15 protein-coding genes and 1 pseudogene are annotated in these 20,309 nt (G+C 75.1%); 6 read left to right on the top strand and 10 right to left on the bottom strand.

The window, feature by feature from the left end; translation table 11 throughout:
* Window positions 1–3 precede the first annotated feature (3 nt).
* Genes ACI79V_RS20270 through ACI79V_RS20250 form a run of 5 tightly spaced genes read right to left on the bottom strand, consistent with a single transcriptional unit; the run spans window position 4 to window position 6,322 of the window.
* Complete coding sequence (locus ACI79V_RS20270) at window positions 4–594, bottom strand: sarcosine oxidase subunit gamma (protein ID WP_456892186.1); 591 nt, start codon at window positions 592–594, stop codon at window positions 4–6.
* On the bottom strand, window positions 587–3,457 hold the full coding sequence (locus ACI79V_RS20265; RefSeq protein WP_456892152.1) for a 2Fe-2S iron-sulfur cluster-binding protein: 2,871 nt from the start codon (window positions 3,455–3,457) through the stop codon (window positions 587–589). The genes ACI79V_RS20270 and ACI79V_RS20265 overlap by 8 nt, the downstream gene beginning before the upstream one ends.
* Complete coding sequence (locus ACI79V_RS20260; protein WP_456892150.1) at window positions 3,454–3,732, bottom strand: sarcosine oxidase subunit delta; 279 nt, start codon at window positions 3,730–3,732, stop codon at window positions 3,454–3,456. Before ACI79V_RS20260 ends, ACI79V_RS20265 begins: the two co-directional genes overlap by 4 nt.
* A 26-nt stretch (window positions 3,733–3,758) precedes the next feature.
* The gene (locus ACI79V_RS20255; RefSeq protein WP_456892148.1) at window positions 3,759–4,991 is read right to left on the bottom strand and encodes a sarcosine oxidase subunit beta family protein; all 1,233 of its coding nucleotides are present in this window, start codon (window positions 4,989–4,991) and stop codon (window positions 3,759–3,761) included.
* Complete coding sequence (locus tag ACI79V_RS20250; RefSeq protein ID WP_456892146.1) at window positions 4,988–6,322, bottom strand: serine hydroxymethyltransferase; 1,335 nt, start codon at window positions 6,320–6,322, stop codon at window positions 4,988–4,990. The genes ACI79V_RS20255 and ACI79V_RS20250 overlap by 4 nt, the downstream gene beginning before the upstream one ends.
* 194 nt (window positions 6,323–6,516) lie before the next feature.
* Here ACI79V_RS20250 and ACI79V_RS20245 point away from each other — a divergent pair, with 194 nt between their 5' ends.
* The gene (locus tag ACI79V_RS20245; protein WP_456892144.1) at window positions 6,517–7,608 is read left to right on the top strand and encodes an S-(hydroxymethyl)mycothiol dehydrogenase; all 1,092 of its coding nucleotides are present in this window, start codon (window positions 6,517–6,519) and stop codon (window positions 7,606–7,608) included.
* Window positions 7,605–8,213, top strand: a pseudogene (locus ACI79V_RS20240) (methylenetetrahydrofolate reductase); the annotation flags it as partial. The gene ACI79V_RS20245 and the pseudogene ACI79V_RS20240, both read left to right, overlap by 4 nt.
* 373 nt (window positions 8,214–8,586) lie before the next feature.
* On the opposite strand, the gene ACI79V_RS20235 reads toward ACI79V_RS20240, so the two are convergent.
* Window positions 8,587–9,708 carry an aromatic ring-hydroxylating oxygenase subunit alpha gene (locus ACI79V_RS20235; protein WP_456892142.1) on the bottom strand — a complete coding sequence of 374 codons (1,122 nt, stop codon included), beginning with the start codon at window positions 9,706–9,708 and terminating at the stop codon, window positions 8,587–8,589.
* A 191-nt stretch (window positions 9,709–9,899) separates the two neighbouring features.
* Window positions 9,900–10,700, bottom strand: coding sequence for an IclR family transcriptional regulator (locus ACI79V_RS20230; RefSeq protein ID WP_456892140.1), 801 nt, complete (start codon window positions 10,698–10,700; stop codon window positions 9,900–9,902).
* A 127-nt stretch (window positions 10,701–10,827) separates the two neighbouring features.
* Between ACI79V_RS20230 and ACI79V_RS20225 the strand changes: the two genes are divergently transcribed.
* Window positions 10,828–11,148, top strand: coding sequence for a bifunctional 3-phenylpropionate/cinnamic acid dioxygenase ferredoxin subunit (locus ACI79V_RS20225; RefSeq protein WP_456878109.1), 321 nt, complete (start codon window positions 10,828–10,830; stop codon window positions 11,146–11,148).
* Entirely contained in the window at window positions 11,145–12,317 is a 1,173-nt protein-coding gene (locus ACI79V_RS20220) for an NAD(P)/FAD-dependent oxidoreductase (RefSeq protein ID WP_456892138.1), read from the top strand. Before ACI79V_RS20225 ends, ACI79V_RS20220 begins: the two co-directional genes overlap by 4 nt.
* A gap of 207 nt (window positions 12,318–12,524) precedes the next feature.
* Here ACI79V_RS20220 and ACI79V_RS20215 read toward each other — a convergent pair whose 3' ends face one another.
* Complete coding sequence (locus tag ACI79V_RS20215; protein ID WP_456892136.1) at window positions 12,525–14,495, bottom strand: BCCT family transporter; 1,971 nt, start codon at window positions 14,493–14,495, stop codon at window positions 12,525–12,527.
* 280 nt (window positions 14,496–14,775) lie between these two features.
* Between ACI79V_RS20215 and ACI79V_RS20210 the strand changes: the two genes are divergently transcribed.
* Window positions 14,776–17,367 (top strand): DUF4062 domain-containing protein, encoded by a 2,592-nt coding sequence (locus ACI79V_RS20210; protein ID WP_456892134.1) that lies wholly within the window; start codon window positions 14,776–14,778, stop codon window positions 17,365–17,367.
* Window positions 17,368–17,373: 6 nt separating this feature from the next.
* On the opposite strand, the gene ACI79V_RS20205 is transcribed toward ACI79V_RS20210, so the two are convergent.
* Window positions 17,374–18,057 carry a CPBP family intramembrane glutamic endopeptidase gene (locus tag ACI79V_RS20205; RefSeq protein ID WP_456892132.1) on the bottom strand — a complete coding sequence of 228 codons (684 nt, stop codon included), beginning with the start codon at window positions 18,055–18,057 and terminating at the stop codon, window positions 17,374–17,376.
* A 173-nt stretch (window positions 18,058–18,230) separates the two neighbouring features.
* Between ACI79V_RS20205 and ACI79V_RS20200 the strand changes: the two genes are divergently transcribed.
* Entirely contained in the window at window positions 18,231–18,437 is a 207-nt protein-coding gene (locus tag ACI79V_RS20200; protein WP_456877923.1) for a hypothetical protein, read from the top strand.
* 16 nt (window positions 18,438–18,453) lie between these two features.
* Here ACI79V_RS20200 and ACI79V_RS20195 read toward each other — a convergent pair.
* Window positions 18,454–20,309: LuxR C-terminal-related transcriptional regulator (locus ACI79V_RS20195; RefSeq protein ID WP_456892130.1), on the bottom strand; the 1,856-nt coding region annotated here is incomplete at its 5' end.

Here is a 20,309-nt window from a genome sequence, read left to right as displayed (position 1 = left end):
GCTCTACTCCTGACCGGCGGTGGTGGGGGTGAACTCGAGGGCCGCGTCGAGCAGCCAGTCGGCGAGGTAGCCGGCGAACGAGGACCGGACGAGGACGAGGTGGTCGTCGCCGGCGTCGGAGAGGGTGAGCAGCACGACCCCGGCCTGGCCGAGCGTGGTCTGCGCGCTGCGGCCACGCCCGGAGACCCGCGGGTGCAGGTCGATCGAGCAGCCCCTGGCGAGCACGTCCCGCACCCGCGCACCGGTCAGCCGGAGGCCGATCCGCTGGGCGGAGACGTCCGTCGCGGACCCGCCCAGCGGGACCACGGCGGCACGGACGCGGGCCTCGAGCTCCTCCGGGGTCTCCGTGGTGCTCGTCAGCAGCCACTCGTCGGGGCCGAGCCAGACGGCCCGTCCCGAGCCGGCGGGCACCCAGGTGTTCGGCGCCGTCGGCAGGTCCACGCCCAGCGCCGCGGCGGCCTCGGTGCCCACCGCGGGCAGCCGGACGTCGACCGTCGCGACGTACGGCTCGACGGCGATGCCGACGTCGGCGGGCAGCCGCGCGAACCGGGTGGTCCACGCCTCGAGCGGGTGGGTGCGCAGCAGCTCAGCCATCACGACGGGCTCCTTCGGGGTCGACCAGCACCGACCCGGTGACCTCGACCGGGACGAGGGCGCCGTCGACGGGCACGTGGACGGTGTCGCCGACGCGGGACCGGCCGCCCTTGACCAGGGCGAGGGCGAACGGGCGTCCGAGCTCGGCGCTGCGGTAGCTGGAGGTGACGTGCCCGAGCATCGGGACCGGCGGGGGCGGCAGCTGGCCGTCGGCGCGGAACTCGACGATCTGCGACCCCTCGGGCAGCACGGTCTGCCGGTCCACGGGCAGCAGGCCGACCAGCTGCTTGCGCAGCGGGTCGGAGTTGGCCGGGCGGGCGAAGGAGCGCTTGCCGACGAAGTCCGGCTTCTTCTTCGACACGGCCCACGCCATGCCGAGGTCGTGGGGGGTGACGGTGCCGTCGGTGTCCTGCCCGATGATCGGGTAGCCCTTCTCCGCGCGGAGCACGTGCATCGTCTCCGTGCCGTACGGCGTGATGCCGAACGGGCGGCCGGCCTCGAGCAGCCGCTGCCACACCGCGACGGCGTACCAGGGGCTCACGTAGACCTCGAAGGCGAGCTCGCCGGAGAAGCTGATCCGGGCCAGCCGGACCGGCACCCCCTCGAGGGTGGCGTCCCGCCAGGTCATGAACGGGAACGCCTCGTTCGAGACGTCGACGTCGGGGAAGACTGCGCCGACCACGTCGCGGGAGCGGGGGCCCACGACGGGGAAGGTGGCCCACTGCTCGGTGACCGACGTGCAGTGCACCCGCAGGTCGGGCCACTCGGTCTGGAGCCACTCCTCCATCCAGTCGAGGACCTTCGCCGCGCCGCCGGTCGTGGTGAGGACGAGGAAGCGGTCCTCGGCCAGCCGCAGCACCGTGCCGTCGTCGATGACCATGCCGTCGACGCCGCACATGACGCCGTAGCGGACCGAGCCGACCTTCAGGCTGCTCATCAGGTTCGTGTAGAGCCGGTCGAGGAGGACGGCGGCGTCGGGGCCCTGGACGTCGATCGTGCCGAGGGTGGAGCCGTCGAGGATGCCGACGCCGGTCCGGGCCGCGGCGCACTCGCGGAGGACCGCGGCCTCCATGTCCTCGCCGGGCCGCGGGTAGTACCGGGGCCGCTTCCACTGGCCGACGTCCTCGAGGACCGCGCCGGCCGCGACGTGCCAGTCGTGCAGCGCGGTGACCCGCTCGGGGTCGAAGAGCCGGCCACGGTCGCGGCCGGCCAGCGCGGCGAAGGCGACCGGGGTGTAGGGCGGCCGGAACGTCGTGGTGCCGGTGTCCTGCACCGGGATGCCCAGCAGCTCGGCGGTGATGCCCGAGGTGAGGACGCCGGAGGTCTTGCCCTGGTCGTGCGCCGTCCCGATCGTCGTGTAGCGCTTGACGTGCTCGATGGAGCGCAGGCCGGCACCGACCGCGCGGGCGATGTCGGCGACCGTCGCGTCGCGCTGCAGGTCGACGAACGAGGTGCTGCCCGCGGCGCCGGAGGTGTCGGGGACCCGCCACAGCACCAGGGGCGCCGCCGGCGCGACGGGCTCCGGGGCGGTGGGCAGCCGGTCCTCGGCCGCGGGCGCGATGGCCAGGGCGGTCAGTGCCGCCCGGGCCACCCGCTGCCCGTCGGCCAGGCACCCGGCCAGGTCGGACACGCCGGCCGCCGAGCCGGCGACCGAGAGGCCGTCGAGGTCCTCCCCGGGGACGAACGCGCCGAGCGCCTCGTCGTAGCGCAGCCGGCCGCGGGCCTGGCTGAACAGGTGCACCGCCGGGTTCCAGCCGCCGCTGACCAGGAGCAGGTCACAGGCGACGGCGGAGGAGGCGCCGACCTCCCCGTCGGCGAACGGGGCGACGAGGGCGTGGGTGACCCGCTCCTCGCCACGGGTGCCGGTGACGACGGCGCCGGGCAGGACGCGGATGCCGGCCTGCTCGCACTCCTCGCGCCGGCGCGGCGAGCCCTCCGGCCGGGCGTCGACCACCGCCTGCACCCGCACGCCGGCGCGGGAGAGGTCGAGGGCGGCGTCGTAGGCGCTGTCGTTGGTGGTGAAGACGACGGCCTCGCGGCCGGGCAGCACGCCGTACCGGTGCAGGAACGTCCGGGCGGCGCCGGCGAGCATGGTCCCCGGGCGGTCGTTGTCCGCGAACACGACCGGACGCTCGTGGGCCCCGGTCGCCACGACGACGGCGCGGGCCCGGAAGCGCCACACCCGCTGCCGGGACAGGTGCCGCGGTGCGGCCGCCCCGAGGTGGTCGGTGCGCCGCTCGAGCGCCAGGACGAAGCCGTCGTCGTAGCTGCCGAAGGCGGTGGTGCGCTGCAGGTGCAGCACCTCCGGGTGCGCGGCCAGCTCCGCGACCGCGCCCGCCACCCAGTCCGGCGCCGGGGCGCCGTCGAGCCGGTCGGTGCCCGACAGCAGCGAGCCGCCGGCCTCGGAGTGCTCGTCGACGAGCGCGACCCTCGCCCCCGCACGGGCGGCGCTGAGCGCCGCGGCCAGCCCCGCCGGACCGGCCCCCACGACCAGCACGTCGACGTGGTGGTGCACGGCGTCGTACCGGGCGGAGTCGGGGACGTCGGCGAGACGTCCCTGTCCCGGCAGGCCGGAGGCGGCCAGCCCGTCGAAGAGCTCGACGGTGGTGGCCAGCAGCATGGGCTCGGGGAAGGGCTCCTCGATCTGGACGAGTCCGCCCGGGTCCTCGGCCCAGGCCGCGGCGATGCCGCGCGGCCGGCCGAGCTTGACGCTGGTGGCGACCCGGTGGCGGCCGGAGGCGAGCAGGGCCGAGGCCAGCGTGTCGCCGGGGTGGCCGGTGAGGGTCTCCCCGTCGAAGGTGAACTCGAGGGTGGTGGTGCGGTCGATGCGGCCGCCGTCGGCCGTCCGGGAGCTGCTCGTCACGGGGTCACCGGCTTCGGGTCGTCGAGGCGGTCCACGCGCTCGAAGCGGTAGGTGGCGGTGTCGCGGACGGCGGTGAACCAGCGGCGGCAGCCGGCGCTGTGGTGCCAGCGCTCGGTGAAGCGGCCCCGGGGGTTGTCGCGGAAGAAGACGTAGTGCGCCCACTCCTCGTCGGAGAGCGCGCCCGGGTCGTCCGGGTACGGGACGGAGGCCTGGCCGCCGTAGGAGAACTCGGCCTCCTCGCGGGGGCCGCACCACGGGCACGGGATGAGTTGCACGGAGAGCTCCTGGGTGGGGAACGACGTCAGTGGGCGACGGCGGCCGCGCCGTGCTCGTCGACGAGCGCGCCGGTGACGAAGCGGTCGAGGCTGAACGGCGCCACGGTCGGGTGCGGCTCGTCGTGGGCGACGGTGTGCGCCAGGGCCCAGCCGATGCCGGGCGTGGCCTTGAACCCGCCGGTGCCCCAGCCGCAGTTGAGGTAGACGTTGTCGTACGGGGTCCGCCCGACGATCGGCGAGGCGTCGGGGCTGACGTCGACGATGCCGGCCCAGCTGCGCAGCAGGTGCGCCCGGGCGAACACCGGGAAGAGCTCGACGGCGGCGGCCATCTGGCGCTCGATGACGTGGAAGGCGCCGCGCTGGCCGTAGCCGTTGTAGGAGTCGACGCCGGCGCCCATGACCAGCTCGCCCTTGTGCGCCTGGGAGACGTAGACGTGGACGGCGTTGGACATGACCACGGTGGGGTGCACCGGCTCGAGCAGCTCGGAGACCAGGGCCTGCAGCGGGTGGCTCTGGATCGGCACCCGGATGCCCAGCAGATCGGTGAGCACGGAGGTGTGCCCCGCCGCGCAGAGGACGACCCGGCCGGCGGCGATCGTGCCGCGGGTGGTCTGCACCCCGGTGACCCGGTCGCCGTCGGTGCGGAAGCCGGTGACCTCGCAGTCCTGGACCAGGTCGATCCCGGCCTGGTCGGCGCGCCGGGCGAAGCCCCAGGCCACGTAGTCGTGCTTGGCGATGCCGGCGCGTGGCTGGTAGGTGGCCCCCATGACCGGGTAGCGGATGTCGGGCGAGGTGTTGACGACCGGGCAGACCTTGCGGACCTCGTCGGGCTCGAGCCACTCGGCGTCGATGCCGTTGAGCTTGTTGGCCTCCACCCGGCGCACGCTGTCGCGGACGTCCTGCAGCGTGTGGGCGAGGTTGAGCACGCCGCGCTGGCTGAACAGGATCGGGTAGCCGAGGTCCTCCTCGAGTCCCTCCCACAGCCTCAGGGCGTGCTCGTAGATCGCCGAGCTCTCGTCCCACAGGTAGTTGGACCGGATGATCGTGGTGTTGCGGGCCATGTTGCCGCCCGCCAGCCAGCCCTTCTCCAGGACCGCGACGTCGGTGATGCCGTGGTTCTTCGCCAGGTAGTGGGCGGTGGCCAGGCCGTGCCCGCCGCCGCCGACGATGACGACGTCGTACGAGCGCTTCGGCTCGGGGTTCCGCCAGAGGGCGTCGGGGTGCTCGGGCAGGTCCGCGCCGGGGGTGCGGGGGCTCATCGGGCGACCTCCGTCAGGTCGGGGTAGAGCGGGTGGCGGCCGGCCAGCCGGGTGACCCGCCCGCGGAGCCCGGCCAGCTGGGCCTCGTCCACCTCGGGCCGCAGCGCGGTGGCGATGACGTCGGCGACCTCGGCGAAGTCGTCGACCTCGAAGCCGCGCGCCGCCAGGGCGGGGGTGCCGATGCGGACACCGGAGCTGACCATCGGCGGGCGGGGGTCGAACGGCACCGCGTTGCGGTTGACGGTGATCCCGATCGCGTGCAGCCGGTCCTCGGCCTGCCGGCCGTCGAGCTCCGAGGCGCGCAGGTCCACCAGGACCAGGTGGACGTCGGTGCCGCCGCTGACCACGTCGACGCCCGCCGCGCGCGAGTCGGGCGCCAGCAGCCGGTCGGCCAGGATCCGGGCGCCGGCGAGCGTGCGCTCCTGCCGCTCCCGGAAGGCGGGTTCGCCGGCCAGCTTGAAGGCGACGGCCTTGGCCGCGATCACGTGCTCCAGGGGCCCGCCCTGCTGGCCGGGGAAGACCGACGAGTTGAACTTCTTCGCCAGGTCGGCGGTGGCCAGGATGACGCCGCCGCGCGGGCCGCCGAGGGTCTTGTGGGTGGTCGAGGTGACCACGTGGGCGTGCGGGACGGGCGACGGGTGCAGCCCGGCGGCCACCAGCCCCGCGAAGTGGGCCATGTCGACCATCAGGTGGGCGCCGACCTCGTCGGCGATCCGCCGGAACTCCGCGAAGTCCAGCTGCCGCGAGTAGGCCGACCAGCCCGCGACGATCAGCCGGGGCCGCCGCTCGTGGGCCAGCCGCTCGACCTCGGCCATGTCGACGCGGTGGTCGTCCGGCCGCACGTGGTAGGCCGCGACGTCGTAGAGCTTCCCGGAGAAGTTGAGCCGCATCCCGTGGGTCAGGTGGCCGCCGTGCGCGAGGTCCAGGCCCAGGATGGTGTCGCCGGGCTGCAGGAGAGCCGACATCGCCGCGGCGTTGGCCTGCGCACCCGAGTGTGGCTGCACGTTGGCGTACTGGGCGCCGAACAGCGCCTTCAGCCGGTCGATGGCCAGCTGCTCGACGACGTCGACGTGCTCGCAGCCGCCGTAGTACCGCCGGCCGGGGTATCCCTCGGCGTACTTGTTGGTCAGCACCGAGCCCTGGGCCTCCATCACAGCGACCGGGGCGCAGTTCTCGCTGGCGATCATCTCCAGCGTGGTCTGCTGCCGGGTCAGCTCGGCGGAGATCGCGTCGGCGACCTCGGGGTCGGTGTCGGCCAGCGACCGGTCGAGGACGCGGTCGGGACGAGCCCGGGCCGGGGCCGGTGGCGCTCCGTCCAGCTGGACGACCATGCCGGGTCCCTCCTGTCATGAGATGGAGCCGAGGACTGGTATATCAGTCGTGCAACACCGTAGGGTGACCGCCGGACGGGGTCAAGAGGCGCCCGGGGACGACCTCCCCGGCCCGCCCCGCCCGCCTCCGCGGCGCGCTCCGCAGGGCAGCCCCGCGTCCGGTCCGTACGTCCCCCGAGAGGAGATCCGCCGTCATGGCCTACGAGGTGAGGGGCGTCGTCGCCCGCAGCAAGGGCGCTCCGGTGAGCGTCGAGACGATCGTGGTGCCCGATCCCGGCCCCGGGGAGGCGGTGGTCGACGTGCAGGCCTGCGGGGTCTGCGCGACCGACCTGCACTACCGCGACGGCACCATCACCGACGAGTACCCGTTCCTGCTCGGCCACGAGGCCGCCGGGACCGTCGCGGCCGTCGGCGAGGGCGTCACCGACGTCGCGGTCGGGGACTACGTGGTGCTCAACTGGCGCGCGGTGTGCGGGCAGTGCCGCGCGTGCCTCAGGGGCGAGCCGCAGTACTGCTTCGACACGCACAACGCCGCGCACAAGATGACGTTGACCGACGGCACCGAGCTCTCCCCCGCACTCGGCATCGGCGCCTTCGTGGAGAAGACCTTGGTGCACTCCGGCCAGTGCACCAAGGTCGACCCGGCCGCCCCCGCCACCGCGGCGGGGCTGCTCGGCTGCGGCGTGATGGCCGGCGCCGGCGCCGCGATGAACACCGGCGCGGTCCGGCGCGGCGAGAGCGTGGCGGTGTTCGGCTGTGGCGGCGTCGGCGACGCGGCGATCGCCGGGGCGAGGCTGGCCGGGGCGACGACGATCGTCGCCGTCGACGTCGAGGACCGGAAGCTGGAGTGGGCGAAGCAGTTCGGCGCCACGCACACGGTCAACTCACGCGCGACCGACCCGGTCGAGGCGATCCGGGCCCTCACCGGCGGGTTCGGGGTCGACGTCGCGATCGACGCGGTCGGCCGCCCCGAGGTGTTCGAGCAGGCCTTCTACGCCCGCGACCTCGCCGGCCGCGTGGTCATGGTCGGCGTGCCGGCCCCCGACATGCGCATCGAGCTCCCCGCCATCGAGGTCTTCGGCCGCGGCGGCGCCATCAGGTCCTCCTGGTACGGCGACTGCCTGCCCAGCCGTGACTTCCCGCTGCTGGTCGACCTGTACCTGCAGGGGCGGTTCCCGCTCGACCGCTTCGTCACCGACGTCATCGGCCTGGACGACGTCGAGGCGGCGTTCGACGACCTGCGCCGGGGCGAGGTGCTGCGCTCGGTCGTGGTGCTCGACAAGTGAGCGTCCGGGCGGACACCGGCCCGGGCTCCCCCGGGCCGGTGCTGCGGCGACCCCGCGGCGCGCTGCAGCGGGCGCTGCGGGAGGCCGGCTACGAGGTCCTGCCGCTGCGCGGGGCCGAGGAGCAGGTCGTCGAGCACGTCCCGCGGACCGTGCCGCTCACGGTGACGGTCACCGAGGCGCGGGGCCTGACGCCCACGCTGGAGCTGGCCGAGCGCCTGTCCGGCCACGGCTTTGGCGTCACGCCGCACCTGGCCGCGCGGCTGGTCCACGGCCCGTCGCACCTCGCCGACGTCGTCGCCCGCCTGCACGCCGCCGGCGTCGAGGGCGTGTTCGTCGTCGGGGGCGACGCCGCCGAGCCGGTGGGCCCGTTCCCGGACGCGCTCTCCCTGCTCGAGGAGCTGGAGGGCCTCGGCCACCGCTTCCGGCACGTGGGGATCGGCGGGTATCCCGAGGGGCACGGGCACATCGGCCGGGAGGTCGTCGAGCGCGCCCTGGAGCGGAAGGCCCGGCACGCGACCCACGTGGTCTCGCAGCTGTGCTTCTCCGCGGCGACGACGGCGGCCTGGGCGCGCCGCGTCGCGCAGCGCGGTGTCGACCTGCCGATCCGCGTCGGCATCCCCGGAGCGGTGACGCGCCAGAAGCTGGTCCGCATCTCGGCCGGGCTCGGCCTGGGGCAGTCGGCCCGCTTCCTGTCGAAGCAGCACGGCCTCCTCTGGCGCTTCCTCCTCCCCCACGGGTACCGGCCCGACCGGCTCGTCGAACGCCTGGCACCCGCCCTCGGCGGCCCCGGGCACCGCCTGCAGGGCCTCCACGTGTCGACCTTCAACGAGGTGGCGCGGACCGAGGCGTGGCGTCAGGAGTGGCTGGCGCGCCTGTCGGACGCCGGGGACGGCCGGGGACGGCTGAGCGGTACGCCCGCGGACGGCAACGGGGCCGGGAGGACGACGTCCTCCCGGCCCCGTTGCCGTGTGTGCCGGCTCAGTCCGACAGGCGCTGGGTCAGCCACTCGTGGAAGACGCCGATGTGGTGCTCGGAGGGCACCAGCACGCCGCCGTTCGCGTAGGCGCGGGAGGACATGGCCGGCTGGGTCCGCTCGCAGGCGGCGAAGTCCTGCTCGTTGACCCGGTGGAACAGCTCCACCGACCGGGTCACGTCCCTGCCCGACTCGACCACCTCGTGGGAGTAGAGCCAGTCGCACTCCACGATCGTCCGGTCGGCCGCGACGGGGAACATGCGGTGGAAGATGACGTGGTCGGGCACCAGGTTGACGAAGACCGTCGGCCGGACCGTGATGGCGAAGTAGCGGCGGTCCTGCTCCTCCTCGACGCCGGGGAGCCGGTCGAAGCCCGCGCTGCCGTCGACGGTGAAGCCCTCGACGTCGTCCCCGAACTGCGCGCCGTGCCCGACGAAGTACTGCGCCGCGTACCCGTCGGCGAACTCGGGCAGCACCTCGGTGAGCTCGGGGTGGATCGTCGCGCAGTGGTAGCACTCCATGAAGTTCTCGATGATGAGCTTCCAGTTCGCCTTGACGTCGTAGGTGATGCGGCGTCCCACGGACAGCGAGTCCAGGTCGTAGCTCTCGATCACCGCCTCGCTCCCCAGCCGCTCGACGACGTCGGCCACGACCCCGTCCTCGAACGACGGCGGTTCGTCCGCGAGGCAGACCCACGCGTAGCCCAGCCACTCGCGCAGCGCCACCGGCACCAGGCCGTACCGGACCCGGTCGACGTCGGGCATCTTCGTGAGGTTGGGAGCGGCGACCAGCTTGCCCTCGAGGTCGTAGGTCCAGGCGTGGTACGGGCACTGGAAGGCCCGCTTGACCGCGCCGGAGTCCTCCGTGCAGATCTGCGCGCCCCGGTGCCGGCAGATGTTGAGGAACGCCCGCAGCCGGCCGTCCCGGCTGCGGACCACGAGCACGCTCTCCCTCCCCACCTGGACCTTGCGGAAGGACCCCGGGGTCGGGAGGTCGCTCGAGCGCACGGCGCAGAACCACATGTCCTCGAAGACACGGGACTGCTCGAGCGCGAAGACGGCCGGGTCGGTGTAGTAGTGGCCCGGCAACGTGGAGATGAGGCTCGCGGGCAGGTCGGTGGTGGTCATACGGCACCTCGGGGTTCCGTCGGGCGATGCGATGTGGAGGACACGCCAGATGTCGCACGACGCGGTGTCTGCGACGAACCACGGCCGTCGCCCACCGGCGAGCTCAGGACGACCGTTCGTTGCACATTAATCAGCGGGTCGCGTCATGCGCAACAGCCCGCCGAGAGGCTGCCCGCCGCCGCAGCGGATGGTCAGCGGGGCGGACCGAAGAAGCCCAGTCGCCGGCTCAGCTCGTCGGCGCCCGCCACCACCCGCCGACCCAGCCGCGGGAAGTCCTCGGGGTGCATCCGGAAGGACGGTCCCGAGACGCTGAGCGCCGCGACCACGTCCCCGTCCGCACCCCGCACGGGCGCGGCGACGGCGTTGAGCCCGATCTCGTACTCCTCGACCGTGCTGCCCCACCCCTGCTCGACGACCCGGTCGAGGTCCTGCCGCAGCGCCTCGGGGTCGGTGACCGTGGCGGGGGTGTAGCGCGGCAGGTCGCGGGAGAGCACGTCCTTGCGGACGGCGTCCGGGGCGTGCGCCAGGAGCACCTTGCCGCTCGACGTCGCGTGCAGCGGGGTGCCCTGCCCCACCCAGTTGTGCGTGCTGAGCGCCGCCGGCCCGCGCGCCTGGCTGACGTTCACCGCCCGGTCGCCGTCGAGGATGGCGATGTTGACGGTCTCCTCGAGGTCGGCGGCCAGCGCCTGGCAGATCGGCCGCCCCTCCCGGGCGATGTCCAGTTGCGCGGCGGCCGCACCGGCCAGGCGCACCAGACCGAAGCCCAGCCGGTACTTGCCACGATCGGCCAACTGCTCGACGAAGCCCCGGCTCTCCAGTGCCGCCACCAGGCGGAAGGCCGTCGACTTGTGCACGCCGAGCTCGGCGGCCACCTCGGTGACACCGGCCTCACCCTGGGCCGCGAGGATCTCGAGCACGCTCAGGGCCCGGTCCACGGACTGGACGACGGCGGCCTGACCTCGCTCTGCGCTCTCTTCCTGCGGCCCGCTCACGACCCCAGCGTAGGTGGCGGACGGCGGGGTCGGTCCCGCTCTTGACGCCGTCACCCGGGCGGGTCATGCTGTTGCGTCAGAGGCACATCGTTGCGCAACACGCAACAACGACCGACGTGGAGTACCGATGATCCCGGTCTGCCCGACGACCGCGTTGCCGCCCGGTGAGGCGACCCGAGTGGAGGCCGAGGAGCCCATCGCGGTCTTCAACGTCGACGGCGAGTTCCTCGCGATCGACGACACGTGCACCCACCAGGACGCCTCGCTGGCCGACGGCTGGCTCGAGGGCTGCGCCGTGGAGTGCCCCCTGCACGCCTCCTGCTTCGACCTGCGCACCGGGCAGGTGTCGGGCCCGCCGGCCAAGACACCGGTCCGCACCCACCGGGTCGTCGTGCGGGACGGCATGGTCTACGTGCAGCCGGGAGTCGCCGTGGAGGGCGCCGCATGACCTCCACCATCGCCGTCGTCGGGGCCTCGCTGGCCGGCCTCTCGGCCGCGCGGGCACTGCGCGAGCAGGCCTACGACGGACGCGTCGTGGTGGTCGGCGACGAGGTGCACCCGCCCTACGACCGCCCGCCCCTGTCGAAGGACTTCCTGGTCGGGGTGTCGTCCGTGGACGACATCGCCCTGGGGACACCCGACGACGAGGACCTCGGCCTCGAGTGGCGGCTGGGTACCACGGCGGTGGGCCTCGACCCCGCCACCCGCTCGGTGCTGCTGGACGACGGCAGCGAGGTCCGCGCCGACGGCGTCGTCCTCGCCACCGGTGCCCGCGCCCGACGCCTCCCCGGCAGCGAGGGACTCGGCGGCGTGCACGTGCTGCGCTCGCTGGACGACGCCGTCGCCCTGCGGCAGGACCTGCTCGCCGGCGGACGGCTCGTCGTGGTCGGTGCCGGGTTCATCGGGGCCGAGGTCGCCTCCACCGCCCGCTCGCTCGGGCTGGAGGTGACCGTCGTCGAGACCCAGCCCATCCCGCTGGCCGGCCCGCTGGGCGCCGACATGGGCGCGGTCTGCGCCGGGTTGCACGCCGACCACGGCACGCGCCTCCTGGTCGGCGCCGGGGTCGCCGGGCTGGTCGGCACCGGCCGGGTGCAGGCCGTCGAGCTCACCGACGGCACCCGCCTGCCCGCCGACGTGGTGGTCGTGGGGATCGGCGCCGTCCCGAACACCGAGTGGCTGGCCGGCTCGGGCGTGGCTCTCGGCGCCGGCGTCCTCACCGACGCCCGCGGCGCCACCAGCCTCCCCGGCGTGGTCGCGGCCGGCGACTGCGCCGCGACGTGGTCGGCTCCCGCGGGGCGGCACGTCCGGGTCGAGCACTGGACCAACGCGCTAGAGCAGCCGGCCACCGCGGCCGCCACCCTGCTCGGCACCGGCGTGCCGGTGCCGGCGCCGGTGCCCTACTTCTGGTCCGACCAGTACGGCGCCCGCATCCAGTTCGCCGGCTCGCACCGCCCGGGCGACGTCGCCCGCGTCGTGGAGGGCGACTGCGCCGACCGCTGCTTCCTCGCGGTCTACGAGCGCGACGGCCACCCCGTCGCCGTCCTCGGGATGAACCAGCCCCGCCTGTTCACCCGCTGGCGCCGCCGGCTGCGCTCGGCCGTGCCGACCGCGTCCTGACCCCCGCGGCCGGGCCCACCGGCGCAGCCTCGGGCCGCCGTCACCTGGTGACGGCGGCCCGCTCGCGTGTCCCGGGTCCCCGCCGTGGCGCCGAGCGGTCCTGCAGGCGTCCCGGGCACGGCGGTGTCCCGGGCACGGCGAAGCCTCCCGGCAGCGGGGCGACCAGGTGTCGTCCGGCTGCCGGGAGGCTCGCGCCGTCCCCGGCCCCTAGTCGCGCGGTTCGAGCGGACGTCCGACGGCCTCCGCCCGGGGCTGGCTCCGCGCGGGGACGGCCGGATCGTCCGCCGACGCCACGAAGTTGCCCCGGGGGCCTGCCGGCGGCCGGTCACCCCGCTCCGCGGGCGCCGGGGACGACTGGACCCCCGCGCCGGCGGCGTCCGGAGCGGCCCGTCCCGGTTCCACCACCAGGACGAAGGCGTCGCCGTGCCGGGTGATGCCCTCGACCACGGCCTTCTCGATGGCGAGGTTGGCGAAGTTCCCGCGCAGCACGATGGGGTCGCGCCGGAGGTCCTTGACCAGGCTCACCGCCATCAGCGCCATCACCAGCGCGAAGGGCAGCGCCGCGATGATCGTCAGGTTCTGCAGGCCGGTCAGGGCGGCGCCGTCCTCGCCCAGGAGCAGCATGATCGCCGCCACCGAACCCATGACCACGCCCCAGAAGACGACGACCCAGCGGCTGGGCTCCAGCGTGCCGCGCTGCGACAGCGATCCCATGACGATCGAGGCGGCGTCCGCACCGGACACGAAGAAGATCGCCACCAGGACCATCACCAGCACGGTCGCGGCGGTGGACAGCGGGTACTGCTCCAGGACCGTGAACAGCTGCCCCTCCGTGGTGCCCTGGCCGGCGACGTCGACGCCGCTGCGCTGGGCGGCGATCCCGGCGCCGCCGAACACGGCGAACCACAGCAGGCTGACCAGGCTGGGGACGAGCAGCACGCCCGTGACGAACTGCCGGATGGTCCGGCCCCGGCTGATGCGCGCGATGAACAGCCCGACGAAGGGGGTCCAGCTGATCCACCAGGCCCAGTAGAAGACCGTCCAGCCGCGCAGCCAGGTGGCCATGGCGTCGCCGCCGGTGGCCTCGGTGCGCGCGGCCATCTCGCCGAGGTCGGAGAAGTAGCTGCCGACCGCGTCGGGGATCAGGTTCAGGATGAAGATCGTCGGGCCGGCGACGAAGACGAACAGCGCGAGCACCAGGGCCAGGACCATGTTGGTGTTGGACAGCCACTGGATCCCGCGCGCGATGCCGGAGACGGCCGAGACGACGAAGGCGGCGGTCAGGATCGCGATGATCCCCACCAGGACGCCGTTGCCGACGTCCCCGGCCCAGCCGAGGATCTCGACGCCGCTGCCGATCTGCAGGGCACCGAGGCCGAGGGACGCCGCGGATCCGAACAGCGTCGCGAAGATGGCCAGGACGTCGATGGTCCGGCCGACCGGGCCGCTGGCGCGCCGCTCCCCGAGCAGCGGGATGAACGCCGAGCTGATCAGCTGACGGCGGCCCCGCCGGAACGTGCCGTAGGCGATGGCCAGTCCGACGACGGCGTACATCGCCCACGGGTGCAGCGTCCAGTGGAACAGCGTGGTCGCCATGGCCGTCTGGATCGCCTCGGACGTCTCGGGCTCGGTCGTCAGCGGCGGCGGGGCGACGTAGTGCGACAGCGGCTCGGCGACGCCGAAGAACATCAGCCCGATGCCCATGCCGGCGCTGAACATCATCGCGATCCACGAGATCGTGCGGAACTGCGGCCGCTCGTCGTCGCGCCCGAGCGGGATCCGCCCGTACCTGCCCGCCGCCAGCCAGATCACGTACACGACGAAGGCCGAGGCCAGGAGCACGAACAGCCAGCCGAGGTTGCCGGTGATCCAGCCGAGGGCCGAGCTGCTCGCGGTGCCGAGTCCGGTGGGCGTGGCGAAGCCCCAGACGACGAAGCCCAGCGCCATGGCCGCGGCGATGGCGAAGAGGACCCGGTCCACCGCCCAGTGGCGGTCGGCGACACAGGGAGGCGGCTCCGCGATCGCGGGGTGCGTCCCGGTCACGGTCACGTCGGTGGCGTGGACGGTGGGGCGCTCCTCCCCGGCCGGGGCGCCGCCGACGGGCGCCGGGTCGGCCGCGACGGTCTGCGGGGTGCCGGGGCGGTGGGAGGGCGGAGCGGACTCGTGCGGTTTCTCCATGACGTTCCCCAATCATTGTTGCGTCATCCGAGACCGACTTCGGATGAGGGAACCAGAGGGCTGCGCGGTGAACAAGGGTCGAACGTGACTCTTTACACAGTCCCAGCATCGGCTGACGGTGCGTCACACGGGCGTCACGAGGACTGCACGTCCCACGCGCCGATCCGCGGACCGGTCCTCGAGCCCCTACCGGTCGCACGCGGAGATCGCGACCCTGTCCCCACGGGGCCCTGCAGCCCGACCGCCGGACGTCGACGGCGGCCCTCCCCGAGGAGGACGCATGACGGTGACCGAACAGGACACGGCCGCGATCCGGACCCCGGACCAGCGGTTGCGCGTCTTCGTGAGCTCCACGCTGACCGAGCTCGCCGAGGAGCGCGCGGCCGTCGCGCGGGCCATCACGGCGCTCCGCCTCACGCCGGTCATGTTCGAGCTCGGCGCCCGGCCGCACCCGCCCCGCGAGCTGTACCGCGCCTACCTGGCCCAGTCGGACGTCTTCATCGGCCTGTACTGGCAGCGGTACGGCTGGATCGGACCCGACATGGACGTCTCGGGCCTGGAGGACGAGTTCCGGCTGTCCGGCTCGATCCCCCGGCTGCTCTACGTCAAGGAGCCGGCACCCGAGCGGGAACCCCGGCTGGCGGCCATGCTCGCCGGGCTCCAGTCGGAGGGCACCGACTCCTACCGCCCGTTCCGCACCCCGCGGGAGCTGACGCGGCTGGTCCGGGACGACCTCGCCCTGCTCCTCAGTGAGCGATTTGCGACCGCGGGCCGGGCCGACCGCGCTCCGGCGTCCCCCGCGCCCCGGGCCGCCGACCGGCCGGTCACGCGGACCCTGCCGCTGGCGTCGACGTCGCTGATCGGGCGCGAGCAGGACATCGACGCCGTCGCGGGCCTGCTGCAGTCCCCCGGGGCGCGGCTGGTCACCCTGACCGGGCCCGGCGGCGTCGGCAAGACGCGGCTGGCGATCGCCGTGGCGGAACGGGTCCAGGCCCGCTACCCACGCGGCGCGGTGTTCGTCCCGCTGGCCTCCGTCGACGACCCCGCGCTGGTGCTGCCGCGGGTCGCCGCCGTCCTCGGCGCCGCGCTCGACGGTGCCCGCCCGCCGCTGGACGTCCTGGCCGAGCACCTCGCGGACACCCCGACGCTGCTCGTGCTCGACAACCTCGAACAGGTCGTGGCGGTCGCCGCCGAGCTCGACGCCCTGCTGGCCCGCTGCGCCGGGCTCGTGGTCCTCGGCACCAGCCGCACCGCCCTCCGGCTGCGGGCCGAGCGGGAGTACCCGGTGGGGACGCTCACCGTGCCGGCGTTCCCGTCCCCACCGGCGGTGGACCGGCTGGCCGCACTGCCCGCCGTCCGGCTGTTCGTCGACCGGGCGCAGGCCGTCCGCTACGACTTCGCGCTGACCGAGGAGAACGCGCCGGCCGTGGCGGAGATCTGCCGGCGCCTCGACGGCCTGCCGCTGGCCATCGAGCTCGCGGCGGCGCGCACCCGGTTGCTGACCCCCGACGCGCTGCTCGCACGGCTCGGCCGGCGGCTCGACGCCCTGGGGTCGGGTCCGGTCGACCTGCCCGAGCGCCAGCGCACCCTGCGCGCGACCGTCGAGTGGAGCGTCGGGCTGCTGACCGACGCCGAGCAGCGGATGCTGGCGACGCTGTCGGTCTTCGCCGGGGGGTGGAGCGCCGAGGCCGCCGCGCACGTCGCCGCCCTCCCGGAGGACGAGACGCTGGACCTGCTCGACGCGCTCGCCCGGCACAGCCTCGTGACCATCGACGTCACCGGCACCGGTCCCCGGTTCCGCATGCTGGCGGCGGTTCAGGAGCTCGCCGCCGAGCGCCTGGCCGGCAGCCCGGAGCGGGACGACGTCGAGCGGCGCCACGCCGAGTACTTCGGCGCGCTGGTGGAGAACGCCGACTGGCCCGCCGAGCGGCAGCAGGAGTGGGCCGCCCGGCTGCGCACCGAGGAGGAGGACCTGCGGGTCGCCATCCGCTGGTTCCTCGCGCACGACATCGCGCCGCTCCCGCACGTCTTCCGCATCCTCTGGCTGTTCTGGCAGATGCGCGGGCGCATGCCGGAGGGCCGGGCGTGGATCGACCAGGTCCAGCAGCGCGCCGACGCACTGGACGACCGGGCGCGGGCCGAGCTGCTGCTCACCTCGGCCGTCACCGCGGTCGAGGTCGGCGACGACGACGGCGCGCTGACCGCCGTCGACGGGCTCCGGGCGCTGGAGGGCCGTTTCGACGACCCCTACCTGGTGGACGCCGCCCAACTGGCCGTCTCGTGGATCCTGCCGATCGTCGGCGACCTCGACGGTGCGCTGCGGACCGCGTCGCGGGCCCTCGAGGGCCTGCGCCGGGAGAACGAGCCGTTCGCGGCGTTCGCCGCCCTGACCGTCGGGATGGTGGAGATGGCGCTCGGCGAGGACGTGGCCGCCCGGGCCCACCTGGAGGAGGTCGACGAGCACGGCGGCCAGCTCGGCAACGACTGGCTCCGGGCGACGACCCGGACCCAGCTCGCCGCCCTCGCGGTCCGGTCGGGCCGGCTGGAGGAGGCGCAGGCGCTCCTCGCCGGGTCGGTGGACGGGAGCGAGGACATCGAGGTGAGCACCCTGACCCTCACCTTCGCCCTCGTCTCGGCCGCCCGGCTCGCGCTCGCCCACGGGGACGCCCGGCGCGCCGCGACCGCGCTCGGTGCGGCCGACGGGCTGCGGCGGCGCGCGGGCCTGCGGGCGTGGCCGTCCGCGCGGGGGGAGGAGGCGGAGCTGACCGGCCGCGTGGCCGGCGCCGTCGCCGCCGAGGACTACGCGGCCGCCTTCACCGCCGGGACCGGGCTCGACCACCGCGGGGCGGTCGCCCTCGTCCGCGGCCCGTAGGCCGGGTCAGCCCGAGCGGAGGGCGGTGACCGCGGCCAGCGTCCCCAGCGTGTTCGTTGCCAGGTGCAGCAGCGCCGGGGCCAGCAGGCTGCCGCTGCGCACCCGCAGCCAGGTGAACAGCAGGCCCGCGACGGCGGTGCCGGCGCAGGCGAGGGCCACGGCCGCGGCCCGGGCGGCCGGGCCCTCCACGAGGTCGTTGGCGGCGAGGGCGCCGAGCGTCGGCCGGACGTGCCACAGCCCGAAGACGACGGCCGAGACGACCGCGGCCGCGCGCAGGGGGAGGACCCGGGCGAGGACGGCCAGCAGCACGCCGCGGAAGGCCACCTCCTCCCACAGCACGGTGCCCAGGGGGATGCGGACGAGCACGTCGCCGGCGATCTCACCCGGCCCGAGATCGGCGACGCGGGCGTCGGCGAGCAGCGGGCGGAGGACCGGCAGCGCGAGCGCGAACGCGTAGCCGGCCGCGACCACGGCGAAGGCGGCGCCGCCCCACCGCAGCCCGGCCGGGACGCAGCGGCGGGCCAGGCCCAGGTCCGCCCACGAGGACCCGGTCGCGCGCGCGGCGAGCAGCAGCACACCGGCGGCCGCGACGTTCACCGCCACGTAGGCCCCGCGGCCGCCGGGCACCCGGGGGACGACGACGTTGTTCCACAGCACCAGCACCACGACCAGCGCCGCGGCGAACGGCACGCCGCCCCACCAGGTCCGGGACCGCCACGCGCCCCCCCTGCCCGCCGTCACAGCCGGGTCCTACCCGCCGGGGAGCCCCACCCGGCACGGTCGGCATCCCATCCCCAACGGAGGACGTGCCACCCGGTCCGCCCGGCGACGATGCCGGGTGGTCGAGGTCAGGAGGTCGGGCCGTGTCCTCACGACGGTACGAGTTCCGGGTGGCGGGCCTGGTGTCCGACCACACCCGGGGGGCGTTCCCGGACCTGGAGGTCCTGGACGCCCCGCCGGAGACGATCATCCACGGGCAGGTGGCCGACGCGGCGGAGCTGCACGGCATCCTCGCCCGGTTGCAGGACCTCGGGCTGCGCGTCGTGTCGCTGCACGAGGTCCCCGGCTGACGTCCCCGGCCCCGGGTCAGCTCCCGGCGCCGTCCTCGGGCCTCGGCTCGACGAGCACCCCGCGCCTCCGTGCGCTGTCCACCGCGGCCCGGCGCGAGTTCACGCCGAGCTTGCCGTAGATCGCCCGGACGTGGGTCTTCACGGTGCTGTGGGAGACCGTCAGGTCGCTGGCGATCTCCTCGAACGAGCGCTGGCTGGGCAGCAGCCGCAGCACCGCCCGCTCCCGGTCGGTCAGCGCCACCGGGCGCCCGCCGACGCCGAGCGCGGTCCGGGCGGCGAGCACCCGGTGCGCGGTCGGGTCGGCGCTCCCGAAGCTGCCGAGGTGGCGGGTCAGCAGCTCGACCACCTCGTCGGGCGCGAGCGCCAGTGGCCGCGGCGCGTCCATCGCCTCGGTCAGCGCCAGGGCCCGCTCCAGGCTGCTGCGCGCCCGGGACGGGTGGCCCTGCAGCACCGCGAGCCGGCAGTCCAGGACCCAGCCGGCCAGGAGCGCCCACGGGACAGTGACGGCGAGCGACCGGTCCAGCACCGGCTGCAGGGTCTCGACGGCCGACCGATGCCGGCCCAGGGCGACCAGGCGGAGCGCCCGCATGAGGGCCACGTCGCCGGTGTTCCCGAGCGTCGACTCGGCCCACTCCAGCGCGGCGCGGGCGGGCTCGGGGTGGCCCGCCCGGGTGGCCGTCCCGTGCTCGAGCAGCGCGACCAGGGCGGCCGCGCTCGCCGCCAGCGGGTGACCGGCCACCGCCGTCCGCGCCCGCCGCATCCCGTCGAGGCCGTCGGCCTCGCGCCCGAGATCGGCCGAGGCGGCCCCGTGCAGCGCCCGGACCGTGACCGCCACCGGGTTGGACGGGGGCGGTGGCTCCCGCTCGTGGAAGGCGAGCGCCGGGGCCAGCAGGTCCAGGCACCGCTCCGGCTCCACCCGCAGCAGCGCCGCGTACGCGCGCATCGAGGCCGTGAAGGCGGCTCCGGCCGTGGCGCCCCAGTCGGTCCCCCGGGCGCCGACGTCGGCCTCCTCGGCGAGGGCGGACATCCGCCGGAAGTCCCCCCGGACGCCGGCGACGGCCCCCAGGACCGTGCGGCTCCGGGCCACCAGGTACCGCTGGCCCAGCTGCTGCGCCCGGACCAGTGCCGCCCCGGCGATGGTCTCCGCCTCGCCCCGACGGTCGGCCGCCAGCAGCGCCAGCGCCCGGTCGAGGGCCGCCGTCACCGCCAGGCCGGGGGCGTCCGCGGCCGTCGGGGTGAGCGCGTCGGTCGCCGTCACCATGTCGGCCGGGTTCCCGGCCATGTTCACCCGCCGGGCGCGGACCAGGGCGCGCAGCTCCACGAGCTCCTCCCCGGGCTCGGCCGGCCAAGCGGCCGCCGCCCGGGCGAGGTGGCCGTCGGCCGCGACCAGCGCCCCGGCCTCGACGTCGACCAGCCCGGCGAGCAGCTCCAGCCAGGGGTCCTCCCCCACCGCGGCACCGATCCAGGTCAGCGCCTCGCGCATCGCCCGGTAGTGGCCGTCGGTGACCAGCCGGCCGGTGTTCTCGCGCAGCAGCAGCGCCACGGCCGCGGGGTCGCCCCCCTGCCGCGCGTGGGTGAGCGCCTCGACGACCCCGCCCCGGGACGCGTACCACCCCGCCGCCCGCCGGTGCAGGTCGAGCACCAGGTCGGGCCGGCGGCGCGTCAGGTCGGCGAGCAGGTGCGAGCGCAGCAGCGGGTGCACCCGGTACCAGAGGCGGCCCTGGCCGGAGCTCAGGACCAGCGAGGTGTCGCGCTCCATCGCGTCGAGGACCTCCGCCGCGTCCGGCCGGCCGGCCACCCCCACCGCCACCCGTGGGGACAGCTGGTGGCCCACGCTCCGCGCCCGGTGCAGGTAGTTCACGTAGGCCGGGC

It is taken from the genome of Geodermatophilus sp. SYSU D00700, from assembly GCF_054050255.1.
The sequence above is the reverse complement of the archived record's forward strand: the minus strand, read 5'-3'. Positions and strand labels throughout refer to the sequence as shown.

What these genes read in the sequence shown, in the direction of transcription:
- ACI79V_RS20270 (WP_456892186.1), bottom strand. Translation starts at nt 594, where the DNA reads ATGGCTGAGCTGCTGCGCACCCACCCGCTCGAGGCGTGGACCACCCGG.
- ACI79V_RS20255 (WP_456892148.1), bottom strand. Translation starts at nt 4,991, where the DNA reads ATGAGCCCCCGCACCCCCGGCGCGGACCTGCCCGAGCACCCCGACGCC.
- ACI79V_RS20250 (WP_456892146.1), bottom strand. Translation starts at nt 6,322, where the DNA reads ATGGTCGTCCAGCTGGACGGAGCGCCACCGGCCCCGGCCCGGGCTCGT.
- ACI79V_RS20245 (WP_456892144.1), top strand. Translation starts at nt 6,517, where the DNA reads ATGGCCTACGAGGTGAGGGGCGTCGTCGCCCGCAGCAAGGGCGCTCCG.
- ACI79V_RS20235 (WP_456892142.1), bottom strand. Translation starts at nt 9,708, where the DNA reads ATGACCACCACCGACCTGCCCGCGAGCCTCATCTCCACGTTGCCGGGC.
- ACI79V_RS20225 (WP_456878109.1), top strand. Translation starts at nt 10,828, where the DNA reads ATGATCCCGGTCTGCCCGACGACCGCGTTGCCGCCCGGTGAGGCGACC.
- ACI79V_RS20220 (WP_456892138.1), top strand. Translation starts at nt 11,145, where the DNA reads ATGACCTCCACCATCGCCGTCGTCGGGGCCTCGCTGGCCGGCCTCTCG.
- ACI79V_RS20215 (WP_456892136.1), bottom strand. Translation starts at nt 14,495, where the DNA reads ATGGAGAAACCGCACGAGTCCGCTCCGCCCTCCCACCGCCCCGGCACC.
- ACI79V_RS20210 (WP_456892134.1), top strand. Translation starts at nt 14,776, where the DNA reads ATGACGGTGACCGAACAGGACACGGCCGCGATCCGGACCCCGGACCAG.